This is a genomic window from Streptomyces sp. NPDC002911, from assembly GCF_053591835.1.
This window is the reverse complement of the sequence record NZ_JBSFUO010000016.1, coordinates 129,260-144,868: the sequence shown is the minus strand read 5'-3', so window position 1 is coordinate 144,868 and position 15,609 is coordinate 129,260. Positions and strand designations below refer to the sequence as shown.

16 protein-coding genes are annotated in these 15,609 nt (G+C 71.7%); 8 read left to right on the top strand and 8 right to left on the bottom strand.

Annotation, left to right across the window (positions count from 1 at the left end):
* Positions 1-251 precede the first annotated feature (251 nt).
* The 5 genes from ACWD04_RS23755 to ACWD04_RS23735 all read right to left on the bottom strand — a co-directional run bounded on the left by ACWD04_RS23755 (position 252) and on the right by ACWD04_RS23735 (position 4,737).
* Entirely contained in the window at positions 252-434 is a 183-nt protein-coding gene (locus ACWD04_RS23755; RefSeq protein ID WP_451135012.1) for a hypothetical protein, read from the bottom strand.
* 110 nt (positions 435-544) lie between these two features.
* Positions 545-1,003 (bottom strand): MaoC family dehydratase, encoded by a 459-nt coding sequence (locus tag ACWD04_RS23750; protein WP_451135010.1) that lies wholly within the window; start codon positions 1,001-1,003, stop codon positions 545-547.
* Between the two features lie 30 nt (positions 1,004-1,033).
* Positions 1,034-2,377 carry an MFS transporter gene (locus ACWD04_RS23745; protein ID WP_451135008.1) on the bottom strand — a complete coding sequence of 448 codons (1,344 nt, stop codon included), beginning with the start codon at positions 2,375-2,377 and terminating at the stop codon, positions 1,034-1,036.
* Between the two features lie 127 nt (positions 2,378-2,504).
* Entirely contained in the window at positions 2,505-3,731 is a 1,227-nt protein-coding gene (locus ACWD04_RS23740) for an acetyl-CoA C-acetyltransferase (RefSeq protein ID WP_451135006.1), read from the bottom strand.
* Between the two features lie 115 nt (positions 3,732-3,846).
* Complete coding sequence (locus ACWD04_RS23735) at positions 3,847-4,737, bottom strand: LysR family transcriptional regulator (RefSeq protein ID WP_451135004.1); 891 nt, start codon at positions 4,735-4,737, stop codon at positions 3,847-3,849.
* Between the two features lie 154 nt (positions 4,738-4,891).
* Here ACWD04_RS23735 and ACWD04_RS23730 point away from each other — a divergent pair, with 154 nt between their 5' ends.
* The 4 genes from ACWD04_RS23730 (at position 4,892) to ACWD04_RS23715 (ending at position 8,681) form a co-directional block, all read left to right on the top strand.
* Positions 4,892-5,809 (top strand): CoA transferase subunit A, encoded by a 918-nt coding sequence (locus ACWD04_RS23730; protein WP_451135021.1) that lies wholly within the window; start codon positions 4,892-4,894, stop codon positions 5,807-5,809.
* A 26-nt stretch (positions 5,810-5,835) separates the two neighbouring features.
* Complete coding sequence (locus ACWD04_RS23725; RefSeq protein ID WP_451135002.1) at positions 5,836-6,612, top strand: CoA-transferase subunit beta; 777 nt, start codon at positions 5,836-5,838, stop codon at positions 6,610-6,612.
* Between the two features lie 75 nt (positions 6,613-6,687).
* Positions 6,688-8,217 (top strand): 3-hydroxyacyl-CoA dehydrogenase, encoded by a 1,530-nt coding sequence (locus ACWD04_RS23720; protein ID WP_451135000.1) that lies wholly within the window; start codon positions 6,688-6,690, stop codon positions 8,215-8,217.
* Positions 8,218-8,285: 68 nt separating this feature from the next.
* Positions 8,286-8,681: a VOC family protein gene (locus ACWD04_RS23715; RefSeq protein WP_451134998.1), complete on the top strand. Its 396-nt coding sequence runs from the start codon at positions 8,286-8,288 to the stop codon at positions 8,679-8,681.
* On the opposite strand, the gene ACWD04_RS23710 is transcribed toward ACWD04_RS23715, so the two are convergent.
* The 3 genes from ACWD04_RS23710 to ACWD04_RS23700 form a co-directional block, all read right to left on the bottom strand.
* Entirely contained in the window at positions 8,618-9,379 is a 762-nt protein-coding gene (locus ACWD04_RS23710) for a helix-turn-helix domain-containing protein (protein ID WP_451134996.1), read from the bottom strand. The genes ACWD04_RS23715 and ACWD04_RS23710 overlap by 64 nt on opposite strands.
* A gap of 95 nt (positions 9,380-9,474) precedes the next feature.
* A complete protein-coding gene (locus ACWD04_RS23705; RefSeq protein WP_451134994.1) occupies positions 9,475-10,167 on the bottom strand; it encodes a DUF5701 family protein in 693 nt (230 codons plus the stop codon).
* Positions 10,168-10,364: 197 nt separating this feature from the next.
* The gene (locus ACWD04_RS23700; protein WP_451134992.1) at positions 10,365-11,534 is read right to left on the bottom strand and encodes a YihY/virulence factor BrkB family protein; all 1,170 of its coding nucleotides are present in this window, start codon (positions 11,532-11,534) and stop codon (positions 10,365-10,367) included.
* 17 nt (positions 11,535-11,551) lie between these two features.
* Here ACWD04_RS23700 and ACWD04_RS23695 point away from each other — a divergent pair, with 17 nt between their 5' ends.
* The 4 genes from ACWD04_RS23695 to ACWD04_RS23680 all read left to right on the top strand — a co-directional run bounded on the left by ACWD04_RS23695 (position 11,552) and on the right by ACWD04_RS23680 (position 15,605).
* Positions 11,552-13,189, top strand: a complete 1,638-nt coding sequence (locus tag ACWD04_RS23695; RefSeq protein ID WP_451134990.1) for an acyl-CoA dehydrogenase family protein — start codon at positions 11,552-11,554, stop codon at positions 13,187-13,189.
* Positions 13,190-13,447: 258 nt separating this feature from the next.
* Positions 13,448-14,740 carry a GAF domain-containing protein gene (locus tag ACWD04_RS23690; RefSeq protein ID WP_451134988.1) on the top strand — a complete coding sequence of 431 codons (1,293 nt, stop codon included), beginning with the start codon at positions 13,448-13,450 and terminating at the stop codon, positions 14,738-14,740.
* 41 nt (positions 14,741-14,781) lie between these two features.
* Positions 14,782-15,390, top strand: a complete 609-nt coding sequence (locus ACWD04_RS23685) for a GNAT family N-acetyltransferase (RefSeq protein ID WP_451134986.1) — start codon at positions 14,782-14,784, stop codon at positions 15,388-15,390.
* Positions 15,391-15,521: 131 nt separating this feature from the next.
* Positions 15,522-15,605 (top strand): putative leader peptide, encoded by an 84-nt coding sequence (locus tag ACWD04_RS23680; protein ID WP_349817346.1) that lies wholly within the window; start codon positions 15,522-15,524, stop codon positions 15,603-15,605.
* Positions 15,606-15,609 lie beyond the last annotated feature (4 nt).

The following is a 15,609-nucleotide window of genomic DNA, read 5'->3' as shown; positions in this document are numbered from 1 at the left end:
CTTGCACTGCCGGGCGGCCCTTCGTGCGTGCTCCACGCGGGACGCCGGCGCGGTCGCCGAGGCGGTACCGGGTGCTGCGTCCCGTCGGTGCTCGCGGGCGACGCGGCGGGCGTCACCCGCCAGCACACGGCGAGCGGGGGGGGGGCAAGGCGCTGCAGGGCGCGCTCTGCCTGGAGGAGGCGCTGCGGCGATGGATTAGGACGCGGTGGACGCGTGGTGTCGCGCCACCCTGGCGGGGCCAGCAGCTATCTCTACGCGGGCGCGGAGGCTGAGGCGGACTGAAATTCCAGCCGCCTGCGGATGCCGCCGACGTGGGTACGCACGGCGCACACCACACGCACTCCGTCGGCCGCCTCGACGATCTCGTGGTGCTGGGTGCAGGTGGCGGCCGGGTGCTGCCGGCCGTCGTCGACGCCCTCACGCACCCGGTCCATGGCCGCCAGGTCGGCTTCGGCGTACCGACCGGGCTGAACCGGCCGACGGACCCCGACGCCCGGGCCGACCACCTGGCAGCGGCTTCGCGCGGGTGCTGGATGGGCCGGGCTCACGGGTAGAAGTGCGTGAGCGACTCGGCGACGCAAGCCGGCTTCTCGGAGCCCTCGAGTTCGAAGGTGAAGCCGCGCGTCATCTGCACGCCGCCCCGCGCGACCTCGGTCACCCCGGTGACGGTGGCGTGCAGGCGGACACGGCTGCCGACGGGGACGGGCGCCGGGTAGCGCACCCGGTTGACCCCGTAGTTGAGCGCGCGTCCCACGCCGCTCACCTGGAGGAGTTCGCCGAACATCGGGATGCCCCAGCTCAGCACCATGTACCCGTGGGCGATGGTGCGCCCGTACGGGCCGGCGGCGGCGCGCTCGACGTCGGTGTGGATCCACTGGTGGTCGCCCGAGACGTATGCGTAGGCGTCGATCAGCTCCTGGGTGACCTCCTTCCACTCCGAGTGCCCGAGGTCGCGCCCGCCGAGGGTGAGGATCTCCGGGATGCCGTGGACGGTCAGCGGCATGGCGGTACTCCGTTCTGCGTGTACGGGCGGTCAGGCGGTGACGGGCGCGGTGCGGGGGGCGGCGACCGGATCGGCGGCCTGCTCGTCGTGGTTGGGGCGCTTGAGCAGGAGGAGCATGCAGCCCAGGGTCAGCGCCACCTGGAAGACGGCGTACGCGATGACGGCGGTGATGGAGCCGGTCCGGTTCAGCAGGAACTGGCCGATGATCGGGGTCGTCCCGCCGAGCAGGGTGCCGCAGAGCTGGTAGCAGAGCGAGATGCCCGTGTAGCGGAGATGGGCCGGGAAACGGCTGGCGAGCATGCCGGCGAGGGCGGCGTAGTAGAGGCAGTGCGGGATCGTGGCGACGGCGACACCGAGCATCGCGAGGCCGTAGTTCCCAGTGCTGATGAGGACGAACATCACCGGCATCAGGATCAGTTCGGGGACCAGCATCACGGTCACCGCACGGGACCAGCTCTTCATACGGGTGGCGATGAGGGCGCCGAAGGGCTGGACGATGATCTGGGTGACGTTGGCGACGAGGATGATCGTCAGGAACGAGCTGCGGTCGAAGTCCAGGGACGTGGTGGCCCAGGACAGGGCGAACGTCGACTTGAAGTACGTCGCGGACAGGCCGATGGTGCAGGCGCCGATGCCGAGGACGATCAGCATGGGGTGGCTGCGCAGCACCTCGGTCAACGGGAGCTTGACCACTTCCTTCTTCGCGATGAGCTTGGCCATGGCCGGGGATTCTGCGACCTTCAGGCGGACCAGCAGACCGACCATGACGAGTGCGGCGGAGGCGAGGAAGGGCACCCGCCAGCCCCAGGAGACGAACGCGTCGTCGGGCAGCTGGCTGATGGCGAGAAAGCTCAGGGTGGAGAGCGTGTTACCGACGGGCGAGCCCTGCTGGGCGAACGCCGCGTACAGCACGGACTTGCCCTTGGGCGCGTGCTCGGAGGCGATCAGGACGGAGCCGCCCCACTCCCCGCCGAGGCCGATGCCCTGGATCATGCGGATGCAGACCAGCAGGATCGGGGCGGCGATACCGATGGAGGCGTAGCCGGGCAGCAGGCCGATCGCGGTGGTCGAGATGCCCATCATCAGCAAGGTGATGACGAGGGTCTTCTTACGGCCGAGCCGGTCACCGTAGTGGCCGAAGATGATGCCGCCGATGGGGCGGGCGAGGAAGCCGACCCAGAAGGTGGCGAAGGCGACCAGGGTGCCTATGGGGCCTTCGAGTTCGGGGAAGAACACCTTGTCGAAGACGAGCGCTGCCGCGGTTCCGTAGATGTAGAAGTCGAACCACTCGATGGTGGAGCCGATGAAGGCTCCGAACCCTGCGCGGTTGGCGGCCTTCGTTCGCTCGCGTGCGGTGGCGGTGGTCGCACTCATGGTGGCTCCCGTGAACATGGTGGAACAAGCGGATGGGGCACGGCTGACCCGGGCGTCGCCCGAGACGCTCCGGGTCGCGTGGTGGAGAGGGGAAGCAAACGGGGACGGAGGGGGATGGGGAGAGGTGTCAGGTGGTGATGCGTTCGAAGACCGCGGCGAGGCCCTGGCCGCCGCCGATGCACATGGTCTCCAGGCCGTAGCGCGCCTCGCTGCGGTGCATCTCCCGGCTGAGTGTGGCCAGGATGCGGGCGCCGGTGGCACCCACCGGGTGGCCGAGCGAGACACCGGATCCGTTGACGTTGATCCGCTGCTCGTGGTCCCTCTCGCCGAGCCCCAGCTCCCGGGTGCAGGCCAGGACCTGGGCGGCGAAGGCCTCGTTGATCTCGATCAGATCGAGGTCGGCGAGGGTGAGCCCGGCGCGGCCGAGGGCCGCGTGGGTGGCCGGGACGGGGCCGATGCCCATCGTCGCGGCGGGGACACCCGCGCGGGCGAAGGAGACCAGACGGACGAGCGGGGTGAGCCCGAGCTGTTCGGCGGTGGCGGCGCTCGTGACGAGACAGGCGGCTGCGGCGTCGTTCTGCCCGCTGGCGTTACCCGCGGTGACGGTGGCCTCCGGGTCGGTCCTGGCCATGATGGGGCGCAGCGCCGCGAGTTGCTCGCGGGTCGTGTCGGGGCGGGGGTGCTCGTCGGCGGTGACGACCGTCTCGCCCTTGCGCGTCCTTACGGTGACGGGGACGGTCTCCGCTTGGTAGCGCCCCTCCTCCGCGGCGCGGGCGGCGCGGGCCTGCGAGCGCAGGGCGAGGGCGTCCTGGTCGGCGCGGCTGATGGAGTAGGCGCGGCGCAGGTTCTCCGCGGTCTCGATCATGCCGCCGGGTACGGGGTGGCGGACGCCGCCCGCGGTGACCCGGCCCCGGGCGAGCGAGTCGTGGAGCTGGAGGCCGGGGCCCTTGATGCCCCAGCGTCCGTCGTGCGTGTAGTAGGGGGCGGCGCTCATGACGTCGACGCCGCCCGCGATGACGACATCGCTGAAGCCGGCCCGGATCTGCATGGCGGCGTCGAGGACGGCCTGAAGGCCGGAGCCGCAGCGCCGGTCGGTCTGGGCGCCGGTGACGGTGTCGGGCAGTCCGGCGTCCAGGGCGGCGACCCGGCCGATGGCGGGGGCTTCGGACGAGGGGTAGGCGTGTCCGAGGAGCACCTCGTCCACCCGGTCCGGGTCGACTCCCGTGCGGGCGACGACCTCGGCGATGACGCGTGCGGCGAGCGCGGCCGGGGTCTGCTGGGCGAATGCGCCGCCGAAACGCCCGATGGGTGTGCGCAGCGGCTCGCAGATGACGACATCGGTCTGGTCGGGCACGGCGGGACACCTCTCGCGGGTTCGGATGTGTGGGGCGACCTTCGCACTGGACCACTGAGTCGGTCCAATATCGAGTTACCTCATGTTCAAGACGCCACGCGTCTCAATCGGACGGCTACGGGGTCGGCAGGGCCCCCTCGGCGACCGCGAGCACCGCGCGGAGTGCCGCCGAGGGGTTGTCCGTGCGCCAGGCCAGCGCGGCCTGGCGCCGGATGGGCGGGCCGGCGAGGGACCGGTAGACCAGTCCGTTCTGCTGGATGTGGCGGACGGAGGAGACCGTGAGCGTGACGCCGACACCCGCGGCGACGAGGGCCAGGATCGTGTACGAGTCAGGAGCCTCCTGCACCACGCGCGGGTTGAAGCCGGTGGCCTCACAGGCCTGGACCATCGCGTCGCGCACCGTGGAGCCGGCGTTCGCGGGGAAGGAGACGAAGGGTTCGTCGGCGAGGACCCCGATGGGGATGTTCTCCAGGCCGGCGAGCCGGTGGTCGGAGGGCAGCGCGCACAGCAGCTCCTCCTCGTCGATCACCCGGTAGGCCACTCCGGGCTGGGTGACCGGGAGCCGGACGAACCCCAGGTCGAGGGAGCCGTCGGCGACCCGGGACAGGGCGACGTTGGCGTACGTCTGGCCCTTCATGGCCAGCTCGATCCCGGGGTGGGCGGCCCGCACGGCCCGGGTCAGCAGGGGCAGCGTCTCGTGGCTGGACGCTCCGGCGAAGCCGATGGTGACCCGGCCGTACTCCCCTCGGCCGGCGGCCTTGGCGGCCCGTACCGCCATGTCGAGGTCGTCGAGCACGGTCCGTACGGGCTCCAGGAAGGACTCCCCCGCGCTGGTGAGCCGCACCGAGCGGGTGTTGCGCTCGAAGAGCTGGACGCCGAGTTCCTTCTCCAGCTGCCGGATCTGCTGGCTGAGCGGGGGCTGGGCCATCTGCAGCCGCTTGGCGGCGCGGCCGAAGTGCAGTTCCTCGGCGACAGCGGTGAACGCGGTCAGATGACGCAGTTCCATCGGAGCTTCCATTCATTAACCAACGGTCTTGATCCGACCTTAATTTGGTATTGGACAGCAATCAATGGGTGCTGACACGGTAAGGGCGACCAGCACGCACTCGCCGAGGAGCACCGTGGAGCGGACGGATACGGCCGACGGGCCCAGCAAAGTCATGTCGATGAAGGAGGCCGTCGCCGCCTTCGTGCACGACGGAGCCACCGTCTGCATCGAAGGGTTCACCCACCTCGTCCCCACCGCCGCCGGGCACGAGATCATCCGCCAGGGCCGCAAGGACCTCACCGTCGTACGGATGACGGCGGACATCGTGGTGGACCAGATGATCGCCGCGGGCTGTGTCTCGCGGCTGGTCTCCTCCTTCGTGGGCAATTCCTCCGCCGGTTCGCTCGGCGAACTGCGGCGCAGGATGGAGCGCGCCGATCCGGCTCCGCTGGCCTTCGAGGAGTACAGCCACTACGGGATGGTCTGCCGCTACCTCGCGGGGTCCCAGCGGCTGCCGTTCTACCCGCTGCGCAGCTACGGGGGCAGCGATCTGCCGAGCGTGAACAGCGATCTGCGTAAGGTGACGTCGCCCTACCCCGGGCCCGACGGCGAGCAGGAACAGATCTACGTCGTGCCGCCCGTGAACCCGGACGTGACGATCATCCACGCGCAGCGTGCGGACCGCCGGGGCAACACCCAGATCTGGGGGCTGACCGGCATCCAGGCCGAGGCGGTGTACGCGGCGGACAAGGCGATCGTGGTCGTCGAGGAGATCGTCGCGGACGAGGTGGTCCGCTCCGACCCCAACCGCACGCTCGTCCCGTCCCACGCCGTGGACGCCGTCGTCGTCTGCCCGCGCGGCGCGCACCCGTCCTTCGCGCAGGGCTACTACGACCGCGACAACGCCTTCTACCGGGCCTGGTCACACATCAGCAAGGACCCGGGGCGGCTGCGGGAGTGGCTGGCTGAGTGGGTGTACGGAACGGCCGACCACGCCGAGTACGTCGACAAGCTGGGTGAGGACTTCTGGGCCGGCCTCGCGGTGGGCGAAGCGCTCAGCGAACCGGTGAACTACGGGCGGCGGCTGTGAGCGCGCCGCAGGGGAAGGAACGGACCATGACCACCACCGCGCCCGAGGCCGTCACCTCGTCCGAGCTGCTCTCCGTCGTCGCTTCCCGCGAACTGGCCTCGCGGCGAACGGTGTTCGCCGGCATCGGGCTCCCGACGCTCGCCACCGAGCTCGCCCATCTGACGGTCGCGCCGCAGATCGAGGTGGTGTACGAATCCGGGGTCTGCGGGGCCCACCCCTCGCATCTGCCGGAGACCATCGCGGACGCGGTGCTCATCTCGGGTGCGGAGGCCGTGCTGTCGATGCCGGCGTTGTTCGGCTGCGTGCTCCAGGGCGGCCACATCGACGTGGGATTCCTCGGGGCCGCGCAGATCGACCGGTGGGGCAACCTGAACACCTCCGTCATCGGCGACTGGGAGAACCCCACGGTGCGGCTCCCCGGTTCGGGCGGCGCCATCGAGGTGATGGCCAACTCCCACGAGGTGTTCGTGGTGATGCGCCGTCACAACCCGCGCTCCTTCACCGGCGCCCTGGACTTCTGCACCACCCCGGGCCCGGACCGCGCGCTCGCCGAGGGCATCCGGCCGCTGGGAGCCGGGGTCACCCGGGTCATCACCGAACTGGGCATTCTGGCCCGCTCCGGCGTCGGGGAGGAGCTCCGGCTCGTCGCCGTACACCCGGGCGTGGCGGTGGAGCAGGTCCGGGAGGCCACCGGCTGGGACCTTCAGGTCGCCGGCTCGGTAGAGACCGTGCCCCCGCCGACCGAGGAGGAACTGCGGCTCCTGCGCGAGGATGTCGACCCCGGCAGGGTCTACCTTCGCTGAGCCCGGACCCGCCCGGCTTCGCCGCCGTCAACCTTCGCTGACATCGACCGCACCTGCCGAGAGGACGTAACCGCCATGCGTATGAGGATCGTCGGAGCCGGAGCCATGGGACGAGGCATCGCCCAGTGGGCCGCTTCGGCCGGGCACACCGTCGAGCTCTGCGACGTCCGGACCGAGGCGGTGACGGCGGCCGTGGACTTCGTCCGGTCCATGCTGGAACGCGCGGTCCAGAAGGGCCGGATGTCCGCCGGGGACTCCGTCGCGACCCTGCAGCGGCTGATCCCGCTGGACGACCCGTGGGCGTCCGGCCCGGAGGTCGAGCTGGTCATCGAGGCCGTACGGGAGGACCTGGACACCAAGGCCGAGGTCTTCGGGAAGCTGGAGCAGGCCCTGCCGGACTCGGCGGTCTTCGCGACCAACACCTCGTCCCTGTCGGTGACCCGGATCGCCGCTTCGCTACGGGACCCGGGGCGGCTGGCCGGGCTGCACTTCTTCAACCCCGTGCCCCTGATGAAGATCGTCGAGGTCGTGCCGGGCGCTGCCACCCGTCCCGGGATCCCGCCGGCGCTCACGGCACTGGTCGAGAGCTGCGGGCACCGCGCGGTCATGGTCGCCGACACCCCCGGCTTCCTCGTCAACCACGCCGGCCGTGGACTGGTGACGGAAGCGCTGGCACTGCTGGAGGAGTCTGTCGCGGACCCGGCCGGGATCGACCGGATCGCCAGGGACGTCCTGGGGCTGCGCATGGGCCCGTTCGAACTGATGGACCTCACGGGGCTGGACGTCACGGCCGCCGTGATCGACTCGATCTGGCAGGGCTTCCGCTACGAGGACCGGCTCCGGCCCTCCTATCTCACGCCGAACCGGGTGTCCGCCGGCCTGCACGGCCGCAAGACCGGACAGGGCTGGTTCGCGTACGGCCCCGGGGCACCCGCCCCGGCCCCGGAAGCGCCGGTCACGGGTGACTCGGACCGCCCGGTGTTCGTCGCGGGCGGCGAGGACGCCGCATGTCTGCGGACCGCGCTGACGGCTGCCGGGACCACGGTCGAGAACGGCCCGTCGCCCACCGACGCTGCCGTGGTCCTCGTCCCTGTCTGGGGGACGACCGTGGCCGCGGCGGTGGCCTCGCTGGGGCTGCCCGCCCCGCGCACCTTCGGCGTCGACCCGCTGCACCCGGCGGGCCGTCGCCGGGTGCTCGCCGTGACGCCGGCAACCGATCCGGCCGCCGCGCGGGACGCCCGCGCGGTCCTGGCCCGCGCTGCGGACGGCGGGGAGCCCTGGGCCGTGTCGGTGGTGCGGGACACCGCGGGGTCGGTGGCGCAGCGGCTGCTCGCCTCGGTGGTCTCCGTCGCAGCTTCGATCGCGGAGCGCTCGCTGGCCACCCCGGCGGACATCGACCTCGCCGTGACGACCGGCCTCGGTTACCCGGCTGGACCACTGGCCTGGGGCGACCGGATCGGTGCCGTGCGGATGCTGGACCTGCAGCGGTCCGTGTACGCCACGACCGGCGATCCCCGGCACCGGCCGACCCGCTGGCTCACGGAACGCGCTCAGCTGGGGCTGCCGCTGACGGAGCCGGGCACCTCGCCCGCGACCTGCGCGTAGCGGCGCCACGCCGGGCCGTGACCGTTTCGTACAAGACCCGGTCACGGCCTCCGGCATACGGTCGGTCCATGACTCCACGACTCGACGCGATCTCCGTGACCACCGCCGACCTGGCCGCATCGCTCACCTTCTACCGCAGGCTCGGGCTCGAGATCCCAGCGGGCGCTGAATCGTCCCCCCACGTCGAAGTTCCCCTTCCCGGTGGGCGGCGCCTGCTGTGGGACACCGAGGACGTCGTCCGTTCCTTCGACCCCGGCTGGACGGGGTCGAGGGGCGGCGAGCGCCTCGGGCTCGCCTTCCTCTGCGACAGTCCGGCCGAGGTCGACGCGGTGTACGCGGATCTGACCACCGCCGGGTACGAGGGCCATCTCGAACCCTGGGACGCCGTCTGGGGCCAGCGCTACGCCGTCGTGCTGGACCCCGACGGCTGCGCGGTGTCGTTGTTCGCGACCAACCCCGCGTAGCCCGTCACGGCCAGATACTCACCGAGCGTCGTGCCGGCCAGATCGCGTACCTCCCGGGCCAGATGCGCCTGGTCGGCGCAGCCCGCCGCGGACGCGGCCTCGGCGTACGGTGTTCCCGCGCGCACGAGGTCCAGGGCCCGTTGCAGCCTCAGGACCCGGGCCAGCGTCTTGGGGCCGTAGCCGAACGCGGCCAGCGAGCGGCGGTGCAGTTGACGTGCTCCGAGCCCGACGGCGCGCGCGGTGGCGGCGACGGAGCACCCCTGCCGCAGTCGTGCGGCGACGGCCGCCGCGAGCGGGTCCGCGGCTTCGGCTCCGGCTGCCCTGCGCAGGGCGACGCCCTCCAGCGCGGCGGCCTGGTCGTCGGCCGCGCCGATCCGCGCGGTGAGACGGCGGACCTCCCTGCCGGGCCAGAGGGCGTCGAGCGCGACCCGCCGGTCGCGCAGCTCGTGCGCGGGTACGCCCAGCAGCGCGGGTGCGGTGCCGGGGGCGAAACGGATGCCCGCGCAGTCGGTGGAGAGTGCCGCCGCAGGAGTGAACGCGCGGGTGTCGGGCCCCGCCACCAGCAGCCGGCCCCCAACCCACAGCAGGTCCATGCAGCCGTCGGGGAGGACGGGCCGCGCCGTGTCGCGCGGGCCGGACCAGGTCCAGGCGGTGGCACCGTCGAGGCGGGACGCCCACTCCGCGTATCCGTCACTCATGCCCACCACGCCAGGCGCTCCCCGTAACCACGCGCGAGCACATCGGGCCCGGAGCGGGACGCCTGGCCGGACACCGTGGGGAGCGGATGGACACGTCAGCCTCCTGCGGAGGGACCTGGACGAACGTTACGCCCTGTCGCCGACGCGAAGCCGAGCCAGGTGTGCCGGTTGCCGGCCCAGCACCAGCCGACCTTGGGGGCGTCGCGCCGTTCACGGCCGTCCCGCCCGGAGCCGTTGCTGATCCAGAGCGCGGGGGTGCGGGCGTCCAGGGCGTCGTTCGCCTTGCGCAGCCGGGAACCGATGGTCATGAAGCAGTGGTTGCGCTCCAGGGCGGCGGGCTGCTGCAGCACCCAGGCGATGCCCTCGGTGAGCAGCAGCGGGGTGCGGCCCTGGGCGGTGAGAGCGGGAAGCGCCTCGTTCGGGCTCCAGTTGGCCATCAGGTCCCCTCGGTCGAGTCCGGTGACGAGATAGAGAGGGGCCTCGGGCAGCGCGACGGTGTCGAGCGGGGCGAACAGGTCGACGTCGGGCATGTCGGTGACGACGAAGCCCGGCTTGTGCTCCCGGCGCAGCAGCGGCGTGAGGGCGGAGGCGGGGGCCCGGTCGGGGTGGAGCGCGAGCAGGGTCCTGTCGTCGGCGGAGGCTTCGGCGGCCTCGGCGAAGGCCCGCAGCTCGGCGGCGGGCAGTCCCGCGATCTCGTGCACCCCGAGTTCGATCAGGCGCTCGGCCTGCACGCGTGGTGTCGGCAGGGCGGGAAGGACGGCGGCTGGCGAGGGCACGGTCTCCGGCACGATGGCTCCCAGGGATGACGTCGAACGGGCTCGGATTCAACGCGGCACCTTCCCGGAGAGTTCCCGCCCCCGGCGTCCTGGCACTGCCCGGTGGACACCGGTTGATGATTCCGGCGGAACACGGGCGGACTGCGTATGCGGGCCGGTCCCGGGTCCGGAGGGCATCGCGTCCCTGAACCGGGTTGTCGCACCGACCACTAGGCCTCCGGGCCCCCGCGGTCCGTCCCGGGCCGGTGGTTCCGGTCGTCCTTCGTGTCCCGGTTGCCGTGCAGACGGGACACCACGTCGTCCGGTGGCAGGAAGCGCGACCACCGCTCGGGGAATTCGGAGGGCATCGACACGTCGTCCTCGTCGTCGGCGTACGCGTCCCAGTTCGCTGCCTGGGCACGGGCCACGAGCTCCGCGGCCTGCGCCGCCCTGGCCCGGTCGCCGGCCGCGCGGGCCGCCGCCGTGGCCAGCGAGGGCCAGACACGGTCGATCGCCGCGTTCACCGCGGCACCGACGAGTACGGCGAAAGCCGAGATCCCTATCCAGAGCAGGACGGCGATGGGCGCGGCCAACGAACCGTAGATCGTGGGCCCTTCGACCGTGTTGGTGAGGTAGATCCGCAGCAGGAAGCTGCCCAGCACCCACATCCCGAGTGCCATGAGTGCCCCGGGGACGTCTTCTATCCACGGCGAACGGACGGGGACGGACACGTGGTAGAGCGTCGTCAGGAAGGCGATGGACAGGACTATGACCAAGGGCCAGTACAGGACGGCGAGCACCTCGGTGCCCCACGGGACGAATTCCACCACCCGGTCGGGGCCGACCACCAGCAGTGGCAGCACCACTGCTCCCAGCAGCAGCGCGACCACGTACAGCAGGAAGGCGAGCAGCCGGGTCTTGACGATGCCGCGGTGGCCGTCGAGCCCGTACATCACGGTGATGGTGTCGATGAAGACGTTCACCGCGCGCGAGCCGGACCAGAGGGCGATCGCGAATCCGATGGAGATGACGTCGGGGCGCGCCCCGGTGGTCACGTCGGCTATGAGGGGCTTGGCGATGTCGTTGACGCCCCGCTCCGACAGAACCGTCTGCACCGCGCCGAGGATGTTGCGCTCGATGGAGGCGACCGTGGTGGTGGACGTCCAGTCGTCGACGTAGCCGAGCAGACCGATCAGACCGAGCAGCAGAGGTGGCAGGGACAGCAGGGTGAAGAACGCCGCCTCGGCCGCGAGGCCGAGGATGCGGTACTCGATGCACGAATTGACCGTGTCCTTGAGCAACTGCCATGCCATCTGCCGCTTCGAGACGTTGCGGTAGAGGGCTCGAGCCCGGTGGAGCCGACCCGGTGGCCGCTCGGGTGTTTCTTTTGCTGCCTGCACCTCCTTACCGTATCGGCATGGCACCTAGCACCCACACAGTGACCAACCAGGTTCCGCCGCTGGTCGGCTATGACGTCTTCGCCGCCGACCGGGCTCTGACGGAGGCCGTCGAACGGCATGTCGGGCCCGGGATCCTCGACGAGGTCCGGGGGGAACTCGGCTCGCTGGGCCGGTCCGCCGGCTCCGCTCAGGCGCAGGCGTGGGGTACGCAGGCGAACGACAACCCGCCGAAACTGCGTACGCACGACCGCTACGGGCACCGCCTGGACGAAGTCGAGTTCCACCCGGCCTGGCACCGGCTCCTGGGGCACGCGGTGTCGGCCGGGCTGACCGACGCCTGGGGCAGGCCGGACGGGCACGTCCGACGGGCGGCCGGCTTCCTGGTGTGGACTCAGGCCGAGGCGGGCCACGGGTGCCCGCTGTCGATGACGCACGCGGCGGTCCCGGCGCTGCGCACGGATCCGGCGCTGGCCGCGGAGTGGGAGCCGCTGCTGACCTCCCACGTGTACGAGGAGGAGCTGCGGCCCGCGTCCCAGAAGGCCGGCGCGCTCTTCGGGATGGGCATGACGGAGAAGCAGGGCGGCACGGATGTGCGGTCCAACACCACCCGCGCCGAGCCGCTGGCCGGTGCCGGGGAGTATCTCCTCACCGGCCACAAGTGGTTCTGTTCGGCGCCCATGTCCGACGGCTTCCTGGTGCTGGCGCAGGCGCCGGGCGGTCTGAGCTGCTTCCTCGTACCACGCATCCTGCCGGACGGTGCCCGCAACGTGTTCGCGATCCAGCGCCTCAAGGACAAGCTGGGCAACAGGTCCAATGCTTCCAGCGAGGTCGAGTTCGACGGCACGTGGGCCCGCCGGGTCGGTGAGGAGGGGCGCGGGGTGCGCACCATCATCGAGATGGTGGCGGCCACCCGGCTGGACTGTGTGGTTGGTTCGGCGGCGCTGATGCGTCAGGCGGTGGCGCAGGCGATCCACCACAGCGCCTACCGCAGTGCGTTCGGCGGGCTGCTGATCGAGAAGCCGCTGATGCGCAACGTGCTGGCCGACCTGGCCCTGGAGTCGGAGGCTGCCACGACGCTCGCACTGCGGCTGGCCGCCGCGTACGACGCGGACACGGAGGAGGAGCGGGCCTTCCTGCGGATCGCGGTGCCGGCCGCCAAGTACTGGGTGACGAAGCGGTGCACCTCCGTGGTCGGGGAGGCCCTGGAGTGTCTCGGCGGCAACGGGTACGTCGAGGAGTCCGGGATGCCCCGGCTGCTGCGCGAGGCCCCGCTCAACTCGATCTGGGAGGGCTCGGGCAACGTACAGGCGCTCGATGTGCTGCGGGCGCTGCAGCGTGAGCCGCAGGCGCTCAACGCCTTCCTGCAGGAGGTCGGCAAGGCACGGGGCGCGGACCACCGGCTCGACGCCGCGATCAAGGACCTGCTGACGGAGCTGGCGGATCTGGACGCCGTCGAGGCACGGGCGAGGCGGGTGGTGGAGCGGATGGCCCTGGTGCTGCAGGGCTCGCTGCTGCTGCGCTGGGCGCCCCCGGAGGTGGCGGACGCGTTCTGCGCATCGCGGCTGGGCGGGGACTGGGGCTCGGCCTTCGGGACGCTGCCGCACAGTCTGGATCTGACCGCGGTCGTGGAGCGGGCGCGGGCCCAGGAAGGCTAGGGAGGAACGGCGGAGGGTGGTGCTGCGCCGACACGGCACCACCCTCCACGCTTCTGCACCACCGCCCGGCGGGTCGGGGGGACTCCCCGCGCGGTGTGCCGCCACTCTTGTACGGTCCACGGCCGGTCAACAGAGTTGCAAAGGGTTGCACCCGTTGCGGGGAGCGCGAGCCAACGGGCGCCTCGCACGGCAGGATGAGTGCTTGGGCCGGGTTGTCTACTGCCGGACCAGGCCCACGCATTTGTTGGGGGGAGCGTCATGAAGTCAATCCCTGCCGCGCGGAAGCGGCCGGAGACCGCCTCGTACCCCGTGGTGGCCGAGCGCCTGGTCCGCCGCGCACGGGAGGCCCGGCTGGCGGGCGAGCCCAGGGGGACGGTCCCGCGCGCGGAGATCGACGCGTCCTGGGACCGTGTGCTGCGCAGCGGGATCGACCCCGAGCAGGCACCGGAGAGCAGGCTGCTGGAGACGGACGAGATCGAGCACCGGCGCAGCAGCACGGCGCTGGGCGAGGTCATGCCCCTGCTGCGGGAGGGGCTGGCGACGATCGCGGACGCGGCGCACCAGATCATGGTCGTCTCCGACACCGAAGGCCGGGTCCTGTGGCGTCAGGGCCATGCGGCCGTGATGCGCCGGGCCAAGGACATCTGTCTGGAGGAGGGTGCGGCCTGGGCGGAGTCGGCGACGGGGACGAACGCGATCGGTACCGCCCTCGCCACGCGCGCACCCGTCCAGGTCCACTCCGCCGAGCACTTCATCCGCGCGCTGCACGACTGGACCTGTGCGGCGGCCCCGGTGCGCGACCCACGGGACGGCCGGCTGATGGGCATCGTCGACATCAGCGGGCCCGCCTCCACCTTTCACCCGGCCACGCTGGCGCTGGTCGGTTCGGTGGCGGCGCTGGCGGAGAGCGAGCTGCGCAGCCGGCATCTGGTGGCGATCGAGCGGTTGCGCTCGGTCGCTGCCCCGCTCCTGTGCCGGCTGGGCGGTCGCGCGCTGGTGGTGGACACCCACGGCTGGCTGGCCGCCGTCAGCGGGATGCCGCCCGTGGACCGGCTGCCGCTGCCGAAGTCGCTGGAGCCGGGCACGGTGTGGCTCGCCTCGCTCGGGATGTGCCGGGTGGAGCCGCTGCCCGGCGGCTGGCTGGTGCAGGTCGCGGAGGGCGCGCACGACCGTGTGCCGCGCCGGGTGGTGCTCGACCTGAGCCGCGAGCGGGCGCTCGCGGTCCATGTGACGGGTGCGGTGGGCAGGTGGACATGCCGGCTCTCGCCCCGCCACGCGGAGCTGCTGTACGCGCTGGCCCTGCACCAGGAGGGCCGCACCGCGGCGGAGCTGGCCGAGGACGTCTTCGGAGACGGGACCAGGACGGTGACGGTGCGGGCCGAGATATCGCGGATCCGCCGCCATCTCGCGGAGGTGCTGGCGCACCGGCCGTACCGCTTCGGCGAAGGCGTCGAGGTGGAGGTGGTCCTTCCGGACGTGCCGGCCGATCTGCTGCCCCGCTCGACGGCTCCGGTGGTGCTCAGGGCGCGTACGGCGGCGGGCGTGGCCTGAGCTTTTTGGCGACGGCCCCGGGCCGTGGTTCTCTGACCGCCATGAGCAACACCACGCACTCCGCCTCCTCCCTCTCCGGCGCCCCCCTCGCGGACGTGACCGTCTGGTACCTGGAGCAGACGTCGCCCGCCGACCTGAGCCCCGTCGCCGCCCCCGAGGGCTCGGTGACGGTCGTACGGTCGGGGACCCCGCTCCCGGAGTTCAGCCGCTTCCTGTACACGGCGGTGGGCGGGGACGTCCGGTGGACCGACCGGCTGGACTTCACGTACGCACAGTGGCGGGAGCTCCTGGAGCGGCCGGGGGTAGAGACGTGGGTGGCGTACGAGAACGGGACTCCGGCGGGGTTCATCGAGCTCGGCCCGCAGGAGGACGGGGCCGTCGAGATCGTCTACTTCGGCCTCATCCCTTCCTTCCGGGGCCGCCGGATCGGCGGCCACCTGCTGTCGTACGGAGTGGCGCGCGCCTGGGACCTCGCCGAGCGCCATCCGGGGCTGCCCACCACCGAGCGGGTGTGGCTGCACACGTGCTCCAATGACGGTCCGCACGCAATGGACAACTATCTGCGGCGGGGGTTCCGGCTGTCCGCCACGAAGATCGTGCAGGAGCCCGATGTCGCCGGCCCCGGCCCGTGGCCCGGCGCGCACGCCTGACCACACCCACCATGTCGCTTTGTCGACAGGCAGGCGTGACCGAAATTACAGCGTCTCACATTTCGGGACCATCTCGTCCACATGATGGATCGTGGTGGACTGGCGCAAGAGGCGCGTGACACGCTTCCGTCATGTCTGGAACTGGAATTGCCTTGGTGAGTCGACGGCACGTCGACCTCGGTCGCATGTCCAGCGCCATCTGTCCGGTCCGCTGAGAGT